Raw genomic sequence first — 14124 nt, 5'->3', positions numbered from 1 at the left:
AAAAGTTTAGCTAAGTTTTTATTAAATAATAATTTTAGTTATTATCTTTCTCTTTTGTAGTAAATATTAGTTTTGCTTCATCAAGTAGTTTTTGAGCTTCTTCTAGCTCTTTTACTCCTGATTTATATACTTCAATAGAGTTTTGCAGTGTTATATCTTGGCTATTTAGTTTTTCTAAAAGCTCTTTTGCTTTTAAGATTTTTTCTTCAAATGCTAACTTTTCTTCTTGTTTTTCTTCATTCATATTTTTTCCTCTAATATATCTTTTACATAATCTTCAAATTTTTCAACTTCTACTAAAAAGGAATCATGTCCTGATTGGCTCTCTATCATCTTATATGTTACTTGATTTTTTTTACCAATTTTGCACATAATATCATGTATCTCTTCCATCTCTTCTGGAAAAAATAGCATATCATCAGAAAATGATATAAGATGTAATTTTCCTTTGATTTTAGAAAAAGAGTCTTCTATTTTATCTTTGTTTCTTCCCACATCAAATATATTCATTGTTTTACAAATATACAAATACGATAAAGGGTCAAATATTTTTGGAAAGCTATAAGAGTTATATTCTAAATATCTTTCAACCTCAAAGCGTCCAAAAAGTTCATACAAACCATCTGTATGTGTATAGTTTCTTGCAAATTTTTTATTAAATACGTTTGGACTAAGATATGCTATAAGTCCTGCCATTCTTCCTATTGCTAATCCTGGAAGTCCATTTGCTATCAAATCTTTTTTATCATAATGACCGTTGTTAAATGCAGGGTCATGTCTTACAGCTTCCATTGCTATTTTATTTATTGCAATTGCCCAAGGTCTTGTATATGCAGTTGTTGCCAAGGGTATGATTGTTTTTGAAAACTCAGGATGTTCAATCGCATAGCATAATGCTTGCATTCCACCCATTGAACCTCCAATTACTGCTTTTGCATGATAAATCCCCAATGAATCAAAAAGATTTCTTTGTGCTTTTACAATATCTGAAATTGCAAGTACTGGAAACTTAAATCTATAAGGTTCTTTACTTGGATAGTTTGGACTCATAGGGCTTGTTGAACCAAAACATGAACCAATATTATTTGTACAAATTACAAAATATTTTCTTGTATCCACAGCCTTTCCATCACCAATAAACTTATCCCACCAACCAGGCTTAGCTTCATCTGCATATCTTCCTGCTGCGTGATGACTCCCTGCTAATGCATGACATATTACTATTACATTTGATTTGTCTTCGTTTAATTCTCCATATGTTTCATAAGCAATATCATATGATTGTAAAATCCTACCACTTTCAAGATACAAAGGGCTAGTAAATTTTGCTATTTTTGTCTCTATTCTCAAAATATATCCCATATTTTTTGTATATTTAATTATTATTTTATTATAAACGTGGAAATTGTACCAAATTCTATCATAAAAGAGACTTTTATTTTATGCTTGTAACTCTTCAAAAGAGATTTTCATTAATTCTTGCCATTGTGTATTTGGAGTCCAAAAATCAAACATTGACAAATCGATTTGTTCAAAAGGTGTTTTTAAAAAGTATTTATGAAAAACATACATAAATGATGTAACACGGTAGTTCTTTGAACAATGTATCCAAACCTTTTCATTTACAAAACCATTTAGTATATTTAGAAATATCTTCATATTTTCTAGTTCTGGATTTTGGAAATCAACTGGTATATGAATATAAGTAAGACCTAAATCACTCACAATCTTATCTTCATTTTCTAAAGCTAAAGATGAGTCAGATAAAGCAAGATTAATAACTACTTTAAAATCATTATTTGCAATCATTTTAAGCTCATCTTCTGTTGGCTGACCTGATGTAGAGATATTTTCATTTATCTTAATGTAATTTAAAATAGTATCCATGTTGCTTCCTTTTATTAGATTATTGATTATATCTAAAGAAGTTGACAAAAATCAATTTTTATTTTTTTCTTTTTAAGTATAATTATCAAAATCAATAAAGGAGCTACTATGGCTTATAACATCGCGCTTATTATTCATGTTTTTTGTGCTATTTTTTTTGTAGGTTTTATTTTTGCAGATGTTTTCGTATTGAATATCTTAGATAAAAAATACAATACACAAAAAGCAGAAGAGATAAAACAGACTATTTATACAAAGGGTGTAAAAGTCTATCCAGTTTGTGTACTTTTACTTGTACTAAGTGGTGGTTATATGTTTTCAAAATATATAAACTCTACATTGGGATATTTTCAAACAAATATGCAAATTTTACTTTGGATAAAACTATTTTTAGTTTTGGGTATTGCTATTGGAGTTTTATATTCACTATCTTGTAAATTTAGACAAAAAAAACCAATGGCTTTTATGAAGCACTTTCATCTTATTGCACTTATTTTAGCTATTATAATTGTAATTTTAGCAAAAGTTATGTTTTGGGTTTAATGTTTACTAGTTTTATCATTTTTATTTAGTTATACTTTCAAAAAAAGACAAAGGAATAAACTTGACAGCAAAAATCAAAGAGTTAAAAGATTTATTAGAAGATGATGCACTTTTAGAGTTAGATGAAACTATTATTGAAGTATCAAAAAACATCAAAAATGATGAAGACAAAGAAGAACTTCAATACTTAAAAGATTTAAAAAAATATTTCGAAGAGACATTAAGAGCAATTGCAAAAGATGAATTAACACAAGAACAAGCAGTTGAAATTCTTGCTGTTTTAGAAGAGATGCAACTACATGAAGAGGACATCTAATTTATGGGTTTTGATATTACAAAAATTGCAAACTTTATACTATATATGTTAGAAAAAGATGCACAATTTATAAATCAAAAGAAAGTTTCAACACTTTTATTTTTGGTTGATTATGAGAACTTACAAAAAAATGGTGAAAAAATATTTGCAGATGATTATATCAAAGAAAAAAGAGCGCCAACTCCTAAAATCATGCAAGAAATCTTTACAATTATTGAAAACAATGAAGATTTAGATGAAGAAGATGAAATGCTATTTTTAATTAGAGAACTTCTTGAGTATATAGATATTGAAACAATTAGTAAAAAGACTCATACAGAATTAAGATTTATCAAAGTTGAAGAAGAGTTTGACAGTTCACTTTTTGAAAAAGAAGAGCTAGATACTATTAGAAAAATAGTTAAAAAATATAAAGATACAAGCCCAAGAAATATAGCAAATGATACATTTCAAATTGAACTTGTAAGAACAACACCACAAGGTGAAGCTATTATTTAAAAAGAGTGTTTTTCACTCTTTTTGTTACCATTTTTGATTTGGTGATTTATAGTTTTCAATAGCTTTTAACATCTGTTTTTTATCATCTGTTTTAATTAGCATATTTACATACTCTTCTTTTAAAAACCCTTCTTTTACCATGTTATCCATCATATCAAATAAACTATCGTAAAATCCATTTATATTAAAAAATATACAAGGCTTTGAATGAAATCCAAGTTGAGCCCAAGTCCAAACTTCAAAAATCTCTTCTAAAGTTCCAGCTCCACCTGCAAAAGCAATAAAGGCATCTGCATTTGCTGCCATTTCTGCTTTTCTTTCATGCATATCTTTTACTACTTTTAGTTTTGTAATACCTGTATGAGCAAGCTCTTTTTCTTGTAGTTTTTCAGGAATAACACCATAAACTTTGCCACCATTTTGCATAACACTGTTTGCAACTGCACCCATAAGTCCTACTTTACCACCACCATAAACTAACTCTATGTCATTTTTTGCAAAAAACTCTCCAAGCGCTTTTATTTCTTCTATATATTTTTCATTATTTCCAACACTTGAGCCACAAAAAACAGCTATTCTCATGATAATTTTCCTTTATTTTATAAATAGGCATAAATTATAGTCAAATTAACTTAACTATAAATCAACTTCTAATATTTGTATTTTTTCTTAGTAAAAAGAGTATTGTTTTTCTCAAAAACTTAAAAATAGGATATATAAAAAACATTAGTTTTGAACTTCTAAAAATAAATAATCTATTTTTTGCAATATTATCAAGATAAGCTAAAGCATCACTTCCTTGAATCAAAACTAAATCATCAATCAAAATAATAAAGCCCCTATTGATATCAAAACCTTTTTTATAAAAATCATTCATCAACTCTTTATTATCTCTTGCGTTATAAATAGTTAGTTTATGATTTTCTTTTAGTTTTAAAAAAGTAGCATACTTTGAACAAAAAGGACAATTTTTATCATAGTAAAGCTTTATATCTTTCATATTAGTATTTATTAATAAGACTTATTACTAAAGATAATGCAATACTTATTAATATCATCGATGTTAAAGGAAACATTACTTTTGTGCTTTCAGTTTCTATATGTACATCTCCAGGAAGTTTTCCAAACCAACTAAAAACATTTGGAATAAAACGCAAAATCAATCCTACTAAAACAAGAGCTAAACCCGCTAAAATAAACCAACGTTCCATATAAAACTCCTTTACTTCAAGTTTATTATTTTATTTTCTTTTGCTGATTGATTTTTTCATTTGTTTGTTTTACATTGTCATAATTATTTTTCATCATAACAATCATATAACCAATAGCAATAATAATCATACCAATAACTAAAATATTCTTCATAATCTCTCCACAATATTTTGAATATGATAACAATTAAATATTTAATCTTTGTTAATAAATATATTTATAATTTAACCCTAGTTTATAATATGTTAAAATCACACAAAAGATAATACAAGGGAAAAGTATGACGCATAATGAACTTGATTTTATTGATAGCAAAATCAAAGAGCTTATAAATGACAAAACTTTTTATGACTTTGACACATTAAAACAAAAAATAGAAGAAATACTTAAAACTAGTAAAATATTTTTAGTTGAAAATCAACTAAATACAAAAGCAGTTGATATGTACTTAAAAAAAGTTATAACAAAAAGAAATGAGATTTTAAAAACTAAAGAGAAATCAAAAATAGAAGATGAAACTCAAACAAAATACTATCTAATAGAAACTATTTGTAAAAAGTATGAATTTCACAGCCAAAAAAAGCTTATTGAGAAGATTGAATATTTAGAGAAAAAAACATTATCCCAACTAGAAAAAATAGCAATGGAAGTTGAGTAAATAATTACTCATAAATATATTATTTTTTTGGTGGTGGCAATAAACGATTAAAATCGTATGGAACTATATTTTTTTCTATTTCTTCTGAAAAATCATATAGTTTTATTACAACTCCAAACAGTATAAACCAAGCAAATATTTTGTTTATAATAGGTATTGAACAAACTAATCCAAGTAATACACCAGCTGCACCAGCAAGTATCATATAGCTATCAATCTTTTTTTCTTTTGCCAACTTATAGTAATATTTAATTTTATTGATATATTTATTATTTTTTAACATAATTATTCCAATTCTTATTTATATACTAAATCTTACTATTATAAAAGTTAGACTATTATAAAATCTAAAAGAACAATAGAGATTATTATTTTTTAAAATCAAAAAACTATTCAACTGTTTTTATATCTACAAGTTCAACAAAAGAGTCTTTTTTTAGTAGCTTATTATTTGTAGCATGATCTTCAGCAAGAGCAATAATATCTGCAAAATCATCTTTTAAAGCACTAAAAGAGTAATGCTTCTTTATAGTTTCAACTTTGATTTTATCACTTAAATCTGAATCAGTTTTAATATCAATATTTCGATATCCTTTTGCAAACTCACTTTTTATAGCTTTTACTATTTTTTCATTTTTCAAGAGTTCTTCTAAACTAATAGTTAAATTTAAATCGTTTTTATTTACTATTTTGTATGTTACTTCTATATTACCTTGCACTTTCATATCCTTCTTTCTAATTGTAGTAACCTCTGTTTTATTTATAAAAGTATACAACAATTAAAACTAAAGTATCAAAAATATTACATATTGTAATTTGATTTGTTATAGAGTTTACTCTTCAAATAAATAAAAAGTATTTACACCTAATTGCTTGTCATAATCTTTACTTTTTTTATCTTGAAATTTAGAGATGATAGAACGAGCTTGTATAGATGAGTTTGCAGTTGAAATAATCTCTTTAGTATCATCTGCTAAAATTAGTTTTTTGTCTTTGCTTTTAGCAAACTGTTTTGCTCTTTGTTCATCTTTAAAAGTTATTTTATAAATATCTATTGATCTTTTTAAATCAATTCTAGCTTTTTTATTTTCATCATCAAATCTTAATATTCTATTTCCATTTGAAGATACCTTCATAGTCTTTGCTGTTTGAATATCTTTTGTTGTTTCAAGAATAACATATTCTCTTCCATTTATTAGAATTTCATCATTTTCTAATAGTTTTATTTCTTTAATAACTGTTTTTTTACCTTTTGGCATATATATCCTTATATTTTAGGCATTATAGCGAATTTTTAAATTTAATAAAAGCTTTATAAATTTTATTGAAAAATTCACTTATATTACTATAGCAATCTACTATCTTGCTTTTTTTCTAGATTTTTTTGCCATTTTAGCTTTTTTCTTTGCTTTTTCTTTGTTTTGACTTGAAGCTTTTCTTGCATTTACAACTTGCTCTTTTACTGCTGTGTCTTTAGAAAATGCTTTTGGAGTAGAGTTACTACTTAGTTTAACTAAATCAACTTTTGAACTTTTTACACTATTATTGTTTTGACTTTTTGCCATTTTTTAGCCTTGAATTTTTGAGTTTCGTATTGTAGTGAAAAATTAATAAAAAAATAGAAAACCTCTTGTTTGTTTTTTAGTTTGTAACTCAAGGTGGCAACTGACCCCTATTTCAATGATTTGTTATATTTATTGTTTGCTTTATATTTCTTCTTAATTAATCTATTAATAATATCATCTTTATACGTATTGAAATATTTTGTTAAGAATAGATTTATTAAAAAAATACATATAACTGATATAAATGTAACTAAATCAATATTAGTTTTAAACCAAATAAATATTTCTGAAGTTCCTGTGAAAAATCTGTAAATTAACATATTAATACTTATTGATCCAAGTATTAATGATAGTGTAGTTTTATCATTATGCAATGTAACATTATTAATGTATTTCAATTCTTCTAATAATAACTCCTCATCCATTTTATTTAACATTTCTTGTTTTAATTTTCTCATATTATAACTTTCCTTTAAAAATCTAAAATACCTTTTTAATATAACGTTTGAGTTGAGAAATATTTTGTCATATACATTTTAGTTTAATTTATCTTGTCTTCCAAGTGTCCAAGTTGAATTGTGTTGAGTAAATCCAATTTTTGGATAATACTCTGTTGCATCAGGTGCTGAGAGCAATATAATTTTACATTTATCATTTAATTGTTCTTGAACTTTTGAAATGAGTTTTTTACCAATTCCATTCTTTTGGTATTGTTCATCTACTGCCAAGTCTGATAGGTAACAACAATAATTAAAATCAGTAATTGCTCTTGCAACACCAATTATTTTGTCATCTATTGTAGCCGTTACGATTATATCTGCATTTTCAATCATACCTTTGATTGTTTTCAAATCATCAATAGGTCTTCTTTCGCCTAGAGTTGAGTTTTTTAAAACCTCTATAAATTCTGATGATGTAATATTTTGATTTAGTTTATATTCGATATTCAAGTTATACTCCTTTGTGCATATAACGTTTAAAGTGAGCTAATAAATTGCCCGCAGGGTAGTTTATTAGCTCCACTGATTTGTTATGATTTAGTTCTTTCATTAGCTATTTCCTGCATTAAAATAGGATTTGAAAAATCCATTTCTTTATCTAAAGCTAAAGGAATTAGCCATTGTAAGTTCGGAATAATATTTTTTGGTAAGTTATTCACTTTTACTATATGAACTTCTTCTTTTTCAATAGTCCTGACATCAAAAGCAAGGTCAGAATGAGCATAATATAGGTCCAAATGATAAAATCCGGGACGATGAATATGTGAAAATTGAACCCACTCTTCAGCGTTTATAACAACTCCTGTCTCCTCTTTAAATTCCCTGGACATAGCATCGCAAGACTTTTCATTTTCTTCTATTTTTCCACCCACGCCATTAAACAATCCTCGTTGCCATTTCGGATTTAGCTTTTTTATTAAAACAACATGATTAGAATCTCTTGTAAATAGAAAACCGGTTACATAGTGTTTCACATAATTTCCTTTGAATCATAACTATTTATTAGTAATACATTATATATTAATTACCCATAAAATTACTTAATAGGATTACATTTTTAATGTTATGATATTAACTTAAATAAAGTCCTATAAATATAGCGATATCAATAAAATAATAAATAATATATTACAATATGTAATATTTTTTATCTTATTTTTTATACTTGGTATAATTATTTTTGTTAGATTATTACCAATATGTTTAATATCTTATCAAAATGTTCTGATATTGGTTAAAAATTGTAATAGTTTAACAAAATGCTAAGTATTTCAGGAGTTAAAAATGGGAAAGAAATTACTAGATATTATGAGAGATAAATTCTAAATATTCACTTTTTTATTGAAAAAAGTAAAATAAAAACAACCCACAGGTTTCGAAGCCGAAGGTTCCCTCGCTTATTATTTATTATTTCTGTTTTGTCTTGTGCTTGCACTCTCTTTGAGAAAACTTACATAAAAATATGCTCCCAGCATATTTATTATGCTCAAACAGTTACAAAACTTCTCCGAAACAATAAATAAACACTTGGCTTCTCAAATGCGGGAAGGTACGATATTGACCTTTGCATTTTTTAGTACCATTTAATATTTTCTCTGCCCATTTAGTTAAATAAATTTCGTCAAAATTTAAGGTGACAACTGACCCTATTTTTTTGTTAAGTCCAAGAAGTTCCTTTGTGTTTATAACGCCGCATCAAGAGTAGGCAACACAAATCACTGTACTCAAACTAGCATTCAAATGCCCAGCTCTTTAATACTTTGTTATACGAATACTGGATTTGTATGTTGGTTCAAATATCCCCAAACTCGAAAGTAAGACCCTTCCATAGAATATTTGATTCCATGCTTCTTTAAAATTGCCAGAATTTCATAACTCATATCAGTTTCTTTTGGCGCGACTAAACGTCCACGATACTTAGAAATTATTGGATTAAAATCTATCCACTCGATAGCTGAACTTTCTTCGTAGATTTCATTCCACCAAACTGCACTGAACCCTAAAATTTCTTCAGATGAAATCAGTTTGTATTTTACCCTAATGTATAGAGAGTGGAGCTTTTCAAAATCATGACACAATTCTCGCCACTTAGTTTTGTTCATCACAGAAACTAACTGACGTTCGTTTATTATTTTTCGATATTTTTCGTTCATATTATATTCGTATAACCATTCATTAATAATATATTATATATTAATTACCCATAAAACTACTTAATAGTAATACATTTTTAATGTATGATATTGAGTTAAACAAAATTCCGTAAATACGACGATTTTAATAAAATATTACAATATATAATAATTTTATCCTAACTTATATATTTAATATAATTTTTTAAATGATTTAATTGTTAAGATATTGTAAATTCGTCTTGGGTTTTTAAAATAAATTATAAAAGTTTTAGAAAAATCAATGAAATCAAAAAGTGATATTAGAAATATTAGATTTTAGATTTAGTCAAGGCGAAGCTTGAATTTTAAGCGGAGTGTACATATAAGTACATGAGCATTAAAATTTAAGCTTCAACGCAGAATAAGTTTAAAAGATGATGTTTATAACATCACTTTTAAACGTGGTAGTTAGGCGCTTCGTTTGTAATAGTCACATCATGAACATGAGACTCTTTAAGTCCAGCTGTTGTAATCTCTACAAACTCTGCTTTCTTTTGAAATACAGGAATACTTTCACTTCCTACATATCCCATAGAAGCTCTTAGTCCACCTACCATTTGGTGAATAATATCTGAGATACTTCCTCTATAAGCAACTCTTCCTTCAATTCCTTCAGGTACAAGTTTATCTGTAGCTGTTCCTTCTTGGAAATATCTATCATTACTTCCTTTTGCCATAGCTCCAATACTTCCCATACCTCTGTATGTTTTGAACTTTCTTCCTTGGAAAAGTACAACTTCACCAGGGCTTTCATCAGTACCAGCTAAAGCACTTCCCATCATACAAGAACTAGCTCCAACTGCTAAAGCTTTTGCTACATCACCTGAATATTTAATTCCACCATCAGCAATAACTGGAACTCCATGTTTAGCACCCTCAGCAGCACACTCATCAATTGCAGAAATTTGTGGTACACCAACACCTGCTACTATTCTAGTTGTACAAATAGAACCAGGTCCAATTCCAACTTTTACAGCATCAGCACCAGCTAAGACTAAATCTCTTGTAGCTTCTGCTGTTGCAACATTTCCTGCAATTATTTCAATATCAAGTTCAGCTTTGATTTGTTTTACTGTTTCTAAGATACCTTTTGAGTGTCCATGTGCAGAATCAAGTACTAAAACATCAACACCAGCATCACAAAGTGCTTTTGCTCTGTCCATTTGTCCTACGCCAATTGCAGCACCAACTCTTAATCTTCCAAATTCATCTTTATTTGCATTTGGATATTCTCTTTTTTTATTAATATCTTTAATTGTAATAAGTCCAATTAGTTTGTTATTAACGTTAACAATTGGAAGTTTTTCTATTTTATTTGCGTGCATAATATCAGCAGCTTCATCAAGTGTAGTACCCTCTTTTGCAGTAATAAGAGGCATTTTTGTCATTTTGTCTTTTGCTATTAATGTAAAATCTTTTGTAAATCTCATATCTCTATTTGTTAAAATACCTAATAAAGTATTACTTTCATCTACAACAGGAACACCTGAGATTTTATATGAAGCCATAATATCTTCTGCATCTTGTAAAGTTTGTTCAGGTCCAATTGTTACAGGGTCAATAATCATACCTGATTCACTTTTTTTAACTTTTTTACATTGTAATGCTTGTGTTTCAATATCCATATTTTTATGTATGATACCTATTCCACCAAGTCTAGCCATTGCAATTGCAGCTCTATATTCTGTAACTGTATCCATAGCAGCACTAACAAATGGGATATTTAAGTTAATATTTTTTGTTAGTTTTGTTTCTAAACAAACCTCTTTAGGTAAAACTTCTGATTTTTGTGGTACTAAAAGTACATCTTCAAACGTTAATGCTTTTTTTCTAATTCTCATTTAATATCCCCTTTATAATATTTATTTCTTATAATTTACACATTTTTCTAAAGATAAAGCACCATCAAACATAGTTTGTTCATCATATGCTTTACCTATTAATTGAACACCAACTGGCATTCCACTATTATCTTTATCTACAGGCAATGATATTGCAGGAAGTCCCGCTAAGTTTACAGAGATTGTATATATATCACTTAAATACATATCAAGTGAAGTTTTAAAACTTCCAAACTCTACAGCTGTAGTTGGAGATACTGGAGAAAGTATTAAATCTGCTTCTTTAAAAATTGTTTCATATTCATCTTTTATAAGATGTCTTACCTTTTGAGCTTTGATATAATACGCATCATAGTATCCAGAACTTAATACAAATGAACCTAATAAAATTCTTTTTTGTACCTCATGTCCAAAACCTTGTGATTTTGTTTGTGTGTACATGTCTTTTAGACCTGCATCACCTTTTCTATTTCCATATCTTACACCATCAAATCTACTTAAATTCGCACTAGCTTCTGCAGTTGCTACAATATAGTACGAAGATAGAATCTTTGAAGTATCTACCATATTTTTATAAACAATTGTATGACCAGCCTCTTTTAATGCATCAACTGCTTTATTAAAACCTTTTTTTACTTCATCACTTGCTTGTTCAATAAAGTTTTCAATAACTGCAATTGTAAGTTTTTTATCACTATTTAAATTTTGGCTAACTTTTGGATATTCGACATTTGCAGAAGTTGAATCCATTGGATCATTTCCAGAAATAATATCATATAATATTGCTGCGTCTTCAACATTTTGAGTTATTGGTCCACATTGATCTAAAGAAGATGAATAAGCAGTAATTCCATATCTTGAAACTCTTCCATAAGTTGGTTTCATACCAACACATCCACAATAAGCTGCTGGTTGTCTAATACTTCCACCAGTATCTGTTCCAAGTGCAGCAATAGCAATTCCACCTGCAACAGCAGCAGCAGAACCACCAGAACTTCCCCCTGGAACTTTTGTATTATCAACAGGATTTAAAGTTTTACCATAACATGAAGATTCAGTTGAACTTCCCATAGCAAACTCATCCATATTTGTTCTACCAAATGGACTTAATTTAGCTTCAATAAGATTATCAATCACAGTTGCATTGTATGGCGATATATAATTTTTTAAAATATTACTAGAGCAAGTAATTTCCCAATCTTTTACGTTAATATTATCTTTAATAGCTATAGGTATTCCCTCACCACAAATAGAAATATCATTATTAGTTAATTGTTCTACATAAGCACCTATATTGCTCTGTTTTATCTTTTCTTTTAAATCTTTTCTTAAATCTTTTATTTCCTCACTACTAAGTTGTAGTGCTTCTTTTAGAGTTATCAATTATTGCTCCTAAAATTTGTTTACAAATATAGTATTACGCCACATTATATATAAAAAATGATTAAAATCTAGTAAAGTAAATAGGAGTTGAAAAAATTATTTTTTAAGGAATAAAAAAAGGGACAGAAGCAAAGCTTCTATCCCTTTTGTGAAAGTTTGTTAATAATTACTTAACAAATGAGATGAATGCCATTTGTGTAGCATCACCTCTTCTAATTCTAGTTTTAACAATTGAAGTATATCCACCATTTCTTGTTTCATATTGTGGAGCTATTTCATTAATTAATTTTTTAGTTGCTTCTTTATCTTGTAATGAAGCGAATACTTGTCTGTGAGTATTTAAGTCTGCATTTTTTGATACAGTAACTAATTTCTCAATATATCTTCTTAATTCTTTTGCTTTTGGAACAGTTGTTTCAACTTTTTCTCTTGTAATTAAAGCAATTGCCATATTTTTTAACATTGCTTTTCTATGAGAAGATGTTCTATTTAGCTTTCTATAACCATGCTTATGTCTCATATTAAACCTTTACTACTATACTTTTAATTGTTCAAGCTTTCTTCTTAAAGCCGACGCAATATTTTCTGGAAGTGTATTATCAATAGGGAAACCTAAGCTTTCTAACTTATCAGAAATTTCATCAAAAGATTTCTTTCCTAGGTTTTTGATATTTTTAACTTCTACTTCACTCATAAGTACTAATTCACCTAAATATTTTAACCCAGCTCTATCTAAAGAGTTAAAACTTCTAGCACTTAAATTCAAATCATCAATTTTTACAATCAAATCTTTTAATTCAACTGGTTCTTCACCAGAATCATTAACTGTTACTTCAGATAAATCAAATACCTTATTGAATACTGACATTTGAGAATACATTACAGATATTGCTTCTTTAAAAGCAGTAATTGGTGTAATTTGACCATTTGTCTGTACTGTAAATACAGCTTTTTCAAAATTTGGATTATCTTCAACTAACATTTTTTCAATATCATAAACAACTTTTTTTACTGGCGTGAAAAATGCATCAATAGGAATGTAATCAGGTCCAACTATATCTCTAATATCTTCAGAAGGCATATAACCAATACCTTTTTGAATAATAATTGAGAAAGTTAAATTACAATCACTATTAATCGTAGCTAGGTGTGCTTCAGGACTAACAACTTCAACATCTGCATTAGTTAAGTCAGCTCCCTTTATCTCTCTTGGTCCATCAAAAGAGTATTCAGCAATAACCTGCTCTTCATCACTATTGATTTTAAACTTAATATTTTTAAGATTAATAATAAAAATAGCTATATCTTCAAGCATACCTCTTAATGAATCAAATTCATGATTAGCACCTTCTATTTTAACTGCAATTGGAGCGTATCCAATTGAGCTACTTAATAGAAGTCTTCTTAAAGGGTGAGCTAAAGTAATTGCAAAACCACTCTCAAATGGATATGCTGATATTTTAGCTTCAGTTTCACTGATAGCTTCTATTTCAACTTCTGTCGGTAAAAACGGTGCGTCTGCAAACTTTTTCATATGCTACCTTACT

Annotated in this window: 23 protein-coding genes; 4 read left to right on the top strand and 19 right to left on the bottom strand. The window is 27.7% G+C overall.

Features of this window, described 5'->3' with window-relative positions:
• Nucleotides 1-34: 34 nt before the first annotated feature.
• The 3 genes from AMRN_RS05800 to AMRN_RS05790 form a co-directional block, all read right to left on the bottom strand.
• Nucleotides 35-244, bottom strand: a complete 210-nt coding sequence (locus AMRN_RS05800) for an exodeoxyribonuclease VII small subunit (RefSeq protein WP_079577276.1) — start codon at nucleotides 242-244, stop codon at nucleotides 35-37.
• The gene (gene metX, locus AMRN_RS05795; protein WP_099310598.1) at nucleotides 241-1350 is read right to left on the bottom strand and encodes a homoserine O-acetyltransferase MetX; all 1110 of its coding nucleotides are present in this window, start codon (nucleotides 1348-1350) and stop codon (nucleotides 241-243) included. Before metX ends, AMRN_RS05800 begins: the two co-directional genes overlap by 4 nt.
• A 90-nt stretch (nucleotides 1351-1440) precedes the next feature.
• Complete coding sequence (locus AMRN_RS05790; protein WP_099310597.1) at nucleotides 1441-1887, bottom strand: protein tyrosine phosphatase family protein; 447 nt, start codon at nucleotides 1885-1887, stop codon at nucleotides 1441-1443.
• Nucleotides 1888-1995: 108 nt separating this feature from the next.
• Here AMRN_RS05790 and AMRN_RS05785 point away from each other — a divergent pair, with 108 nt between their 5' ends.
• From AMRN_RS05785 to AMRN_RS05775, 3 genes are all read left to right on the top strand, one after another.
• The gene (locus tag AMRN_RS05785) at nucleotides 1996-2430 is read left to right on the top strand and encodes a copper resistance protein CopD (RefSeq protein ID WP_099310596.1); all 435 of its coding nucleotides are present in this window, start codon (nucleotides 1996-1998) and stop codon (nucleotides 2428-2430) included.
• A gap of 61 nt (nucleotides 2431-2491) precedes the next feature.
• Entirely contained in the window at nucleotides 2492-2746 is a 255-nt protein-coding gene (locus tag AMRN_RS05780) for a hypothetical protein (RefSeq protein ID WP_099310595.1), read from the top strand.
• A gap of 3 nt (nucleotides 2747-2749) precedes the next feature.
• On the top strand, nucleotides 2750-3244 hold the full coding sequence (locus AMRN_RS05775) for a type II toxin-antitoxin system antitoxin SocA domain-containing protein (protein ID WP_079577272.1): 495 nt from the start codon (nucleotides 2750-2752) through the stop codon (nucleotides 3242-3244).
• 24 nt (nucleotides 3245-3268) lie between these two features.
• Here the strand turns inward: AMRN_RS05775 and AMRN_RS05770 are convergent, their stop codons facing one another.
• From AMRN_RS05770 to AMRN_RS14320, 4 genes are all read right to left on the bottom strand, one after another.
• The gene (locus AMRN_RS05770; RefSeq protein ID WP_099310594.1) at nucleotides 3269-3826 is read right to left on the bottom strand and encodes an LOG family protein; all 558 of its coding nucleotides are present in this window, start codon (nucleotides 3824-3826) and stop codon (nucleotides 3269-3271) included.
• A 61-nt stretch (nucleotides 3827-3887) separates the two neighbouring features.
• On the bottom strand, nucleotides 3888-4244 hold the full coding sequence (locus tag AMRN_RS05765; RefSeq protein WP_099310593.1) for a DCC1-like thiol-disulfide oxidoreductase family protein: 357 nt from the start codon (nucleotides 4242-4244) through the stop codon (nucleotides 3888-3890).
• Nucleotide 4245: 1 nt separating this feature from the next.
• Complete coding sequence (locus tag AMRN_RS05760) at nucleotides 4246-4455, bottom strand: DUF2905 domain-containing protein (RefSeq protein ID WP_099310592.1); 210 nt, start codon at nucleotides 4453-4455, stop codon at nucleotides 4246-4248.
• 25 nt (nucleotides 4456-4480) lie between these two features.
• Nucleotides 4481-4609 carry a hypothetical protein gene (locus AMRN_RS14320; RefSeq protein WP_265734374.1) on the bottom strand — a complete coding sequence of 43 codons (129 nt, stop codon included), beginning with the start codon at nucleotides 4607-4609 and terminating at the stop codon, nucleotides 4481-4483.
• 127 nt (nucleotides 4610-4736) lie between these two features.
• On the opposite strand from AMRN_RS14320, the gene AMRN_RS05755 reads away from it, so the two are divergent.
• Nucleotides 4737-5114 carry a hypothetical protein gene (locus AMRN_RS05755; protein ID WP_099310591.1) on the top strand — a complete coding sequence of 126 codons (378 nt, stop codon included), beginning with the start codon at nucleotides 4737-4739 and terminating at the stop codon, nucleotides 5112-5114.
• Nucleotides 5115-5133: 19 nt separating this feature from the next.
• Here the strand turns inward: AMRN_RS05755 and AMRN_RS05750 are convergent, their stop codons facing one another.
• The 12 genes from AMRN_RS05750 to AMRN_RS05695 form a co-directional block, all read right to left on the bottom strand.
• Nucleotides 5134-5397, bottom strand: a complete 264-nt coding sequence (locus AMRN_RS05750) for a hypothetical protein (protein ID WP_099310590.1) — start codon at nucleotides 5395-5397, stop codon at nucleotides 5134-5136.
• Nucleotides 5398-5503: 106 nt separating this feature from the next.
• Nucleotides 5504-5839, bottom strand: coding sequence for a hypothetical protein (locus AMRN_RS05745; protein WP_228145278.1), 336 nt, complete (start codon nucleotides 5837-5839; stop codon nucleotides 5504-5506).
• Nucleotides 5840-5947: 108 nt separating this feature from the next.
• A complete protein-coding gene (locus AMRN_RS05740) occupies nucleotides 5948-6373 on the bottom strand; it encodes a hypothetical protein (protein WP_079577266.1) in 426 nt (141 codons plus the stop codon).
• A 99-nt stretch (nucleotides 6374-6472) separates the two neighbouring features.
• A complete protein-coding gene (locus AMRN_RS05735; RefSeq protein WP_099310589.1) occupies nucleotides 6473-6679 on the bottom strand; it encodes a hypothetical protein in 207 nt (68 codons plus the stop codon).
• 107 nt (nucleotides 6680-6786) lie between these two features.
• Nucleotides 6787-7137: a hypothetical protein gene (locus tag AMRN_RS05730; RefSeq protein ID WP_099310588.1), complete on the bottom strand. Its 351-nt coding sequence runs from the start codon at nucleotides 7135-7137 to the stop codon at nucleotides 6787-6789.
• Between the two features lie 78 nt (nucleotides 7138-7215).
• A complete protein-coding gene (locus tag AMRN_RS05725) occupies nucleotides 7216-7629 on the bottom strand; it encodes a GNAT family N-acetyltransferase (RefSeq protein ID WP_099310587.1) in 414 nt (137 codons plus the stop codon).
• An 80-nt stretch (nucleotides 7630-7709) separates the two neighbouring features.
• A complete protein-coding gene (locus tag AMRN_RS05720; protein ID WP_079577522.1) occupies nucleotides 7710-8153 on the bottom strand; it encodes an NUDIX hydrolase in 444 nt (147 codons plus the stop codon).
• A gap of 789 nt (nucleotides 8154-8942) precedes the next feature.
• Complete coding sequence (locus AMRN_RS05715; RefSeq protein WP_099310586.1) at nucleotides 8943-9332, bottom strand: DUF6678 family protein; 390 nt, start codon at nucleotides 9330-9332, stop codon at nucleotides 8943-8945.
• A 416-nt stretch (nucleotides 9333-9748) separates the two neighbouring features.
• Complete coding sequence (gene guaB / locus AMRN_RS05710) at nucleotides 9749-11194, bottom strand: IMP dehydrogenase (protein WP_099310585.1); 1446 nt, start codon at nucleotides 11192-11194, stop codon at nucleotides 9749-9751.
• A 21-nt stretch (nucleotides 11195-11215) separates the two neighbouring features.
• Entirely contained in the window at nucleotides 11216-12577 is a 1362-nt protein-coding gene (gene gatA / locus AMRN_RS05705; RefSeq protein WP_099310584.1) for an Asp-tRNA(Asn)/Glu-tRNA(Gln) amidotransferase subunit GatA, read from the bottom strand.
• Nucleotides 12578-12743: 166 nt separating this feature from the next.
• Nucleotides 12744-13097 carry a 50S ribosomal protein L17 gene (gene rplQ, locus AMRN_RS05700; protein WP_099310583.1) on the bottom strand — a complete coding sequence of 118 codons (354 nt, stop codon included), beginning with the start codon at nucleotides 13095-13097 and terminating at the stop codon, nucleotides 12744-12746.
• Between the two features lie 15 nt (nucleotides 13098-13112).
• Nucleotides 13113-14111, bottom strand: coding sequence for a DNA-directed RNA polymerase subunit alpha (locus AMRN_RS05695; protein ID WP_079577257.1), 999 nt, complete (start codon nucleotides 14109-14111; stop codon nucleotides 13113-13115).
• Between the last annotated feature and the right edge of the window lie 13 nt (nucleotides 14112-14124).

The sequence above is a fragment of the Malaciobacter marinus genome (assembly GCF_003544855.1).
Taxonomy (GTDB): Bacteria; Campylobacterota; Campylobacteria; order Campylobacterales; family Arcobacteraceae; genus Malaciobacter; species Malaciobacter marinus.
The sequence above is the reverse complement of the archived record's forward strand: the minus strand, read 5'-3'. Positions and strand labels throughout refer to the sequence as shown.

Bases quoted from the DNA above. Each gene is read 5' to 3' on its own strand.
- guaB (WP_099310585.1), bottom strand. From the start codon at position 11,194: ATGAGAATTAGAAAAAAAGCATTAACGTTTGAAGATGTACTTTTAGTA.
- AMRN_RS05755 (WP_099310591.1), top strand. From the start codon at position 4,737: ATGACGCATAATGAACTTGATTTTATTGATAGCAAAATCAAAGAGCTT.
- AMRN_RS14320 (WP_265734374.1), bottom strand. From the start codon at position 4,609: ATGAAGAATATTTTAGTTATTGGTATGATTATTATTGCTATTGGTTAT.
- AMRN_RS05785 (WP_099310596.1), top strand. From the start codon at position 1,996: ATGGCTTATAACATCGCGCTTATTATTCATGTTTTTTGTGCTATTTTT.
- AMRN_RS05760 (WP_099310592.1), bottom strand. From the start codon at position 4,455: ATGGAACGTTGGTTTATTTTAGCGGGTTTAGCTCTTGTTTTAGTAGGA.
- AMRN_RS05695 (WP_079577257.1), bottom strand. From the start codon at position 14,111: ATGAAAAAGTTTGCAGACGCACCGTTTTTACCGACAGAAGTTGAAATA.
- AMRN_RS05765 (WP_099310593.1), bottom strand. From the start codon at position 4,244: ATGAAAGATATAAAGCTTTACTATGATAAAAATTGTCCTTTTTGTTCA.
- AMRN_RS05745 (WP_228145278.1), bottom strand. From the start codon at position 5,839: ATGAAAGTGCAAGGTAATATAGAAGTAACATACAAAATAGTAAATAAA.
- AMRN_RS05715 (WP_099310586.1), bottom strand. From the start codon at position 9,332: ATGAACGAAAAATATCGAAAAATAATAAACGAACGTCAGTTAGTTTCT.
- AMRN_RS05735 (WP_099310589.1), bottom strand. From the start codon at position 6,679: ATGGCAAAAAGTCAAAACAATAATAGTGTAAAAAGTTCAAAAGTTGAT.
- AMRN_RS05740 (WP_079577266.1), bottom strand. From the start codon at position 6,373: ATGCCAAAAGGTAAAAAAACAGTTATTAAAGAAATAAAACTATTAGAA.
- AMRN_RS05800 (WP_079577276.1), bottom strand. From the start codon at position 244: ATGAATGAAGAAAAACAAGAAGAAAAGTTAGCATTTGAAGAAAAAATC.
- AMRN_RS05730 (WP_099310588.1), bottom strand. From the start codon at position 7,137: ATGAGAAAATTAAAACAAGAAATGTTAAATAAAATGGATGAGGAGTTA.
- rplQ (WP_099310583.1), bottom strand. From the start codon at position 13,097: ATGAGACATAAGCATGGTTATAGAAAGCTAAATAGAACATCTTCTCAT.
- AMRN_RS05750 (WP_099310590.1), bottom strand. From the start codon at position 5,397: ATGTTAAAAAATAATAAATATATCAATAAAATTAAATATTACTATAAG.
- AMRN_RS05770 (WP_099310594.1), bottom strand. From the start codon at position 3,826: ATGAGAATAGCTGTTTTTTGTGGCTCAAGTGTTGGAAATAATGAAAAA.
- AMRN_RS05790 (WP_099310597.1), bottom strand. From the start codon at position 1,887: ATGGATACTATTTTAAATTACATTAAGATAAATGAAAATATCTCTACA.
- AMRN_RS05775 (WP_079577272.1), top strand. From the start codon at position 2,750: ATGGGTTTTGATATTACAAAAATTGCAAACTTTATACTATATATGTTA.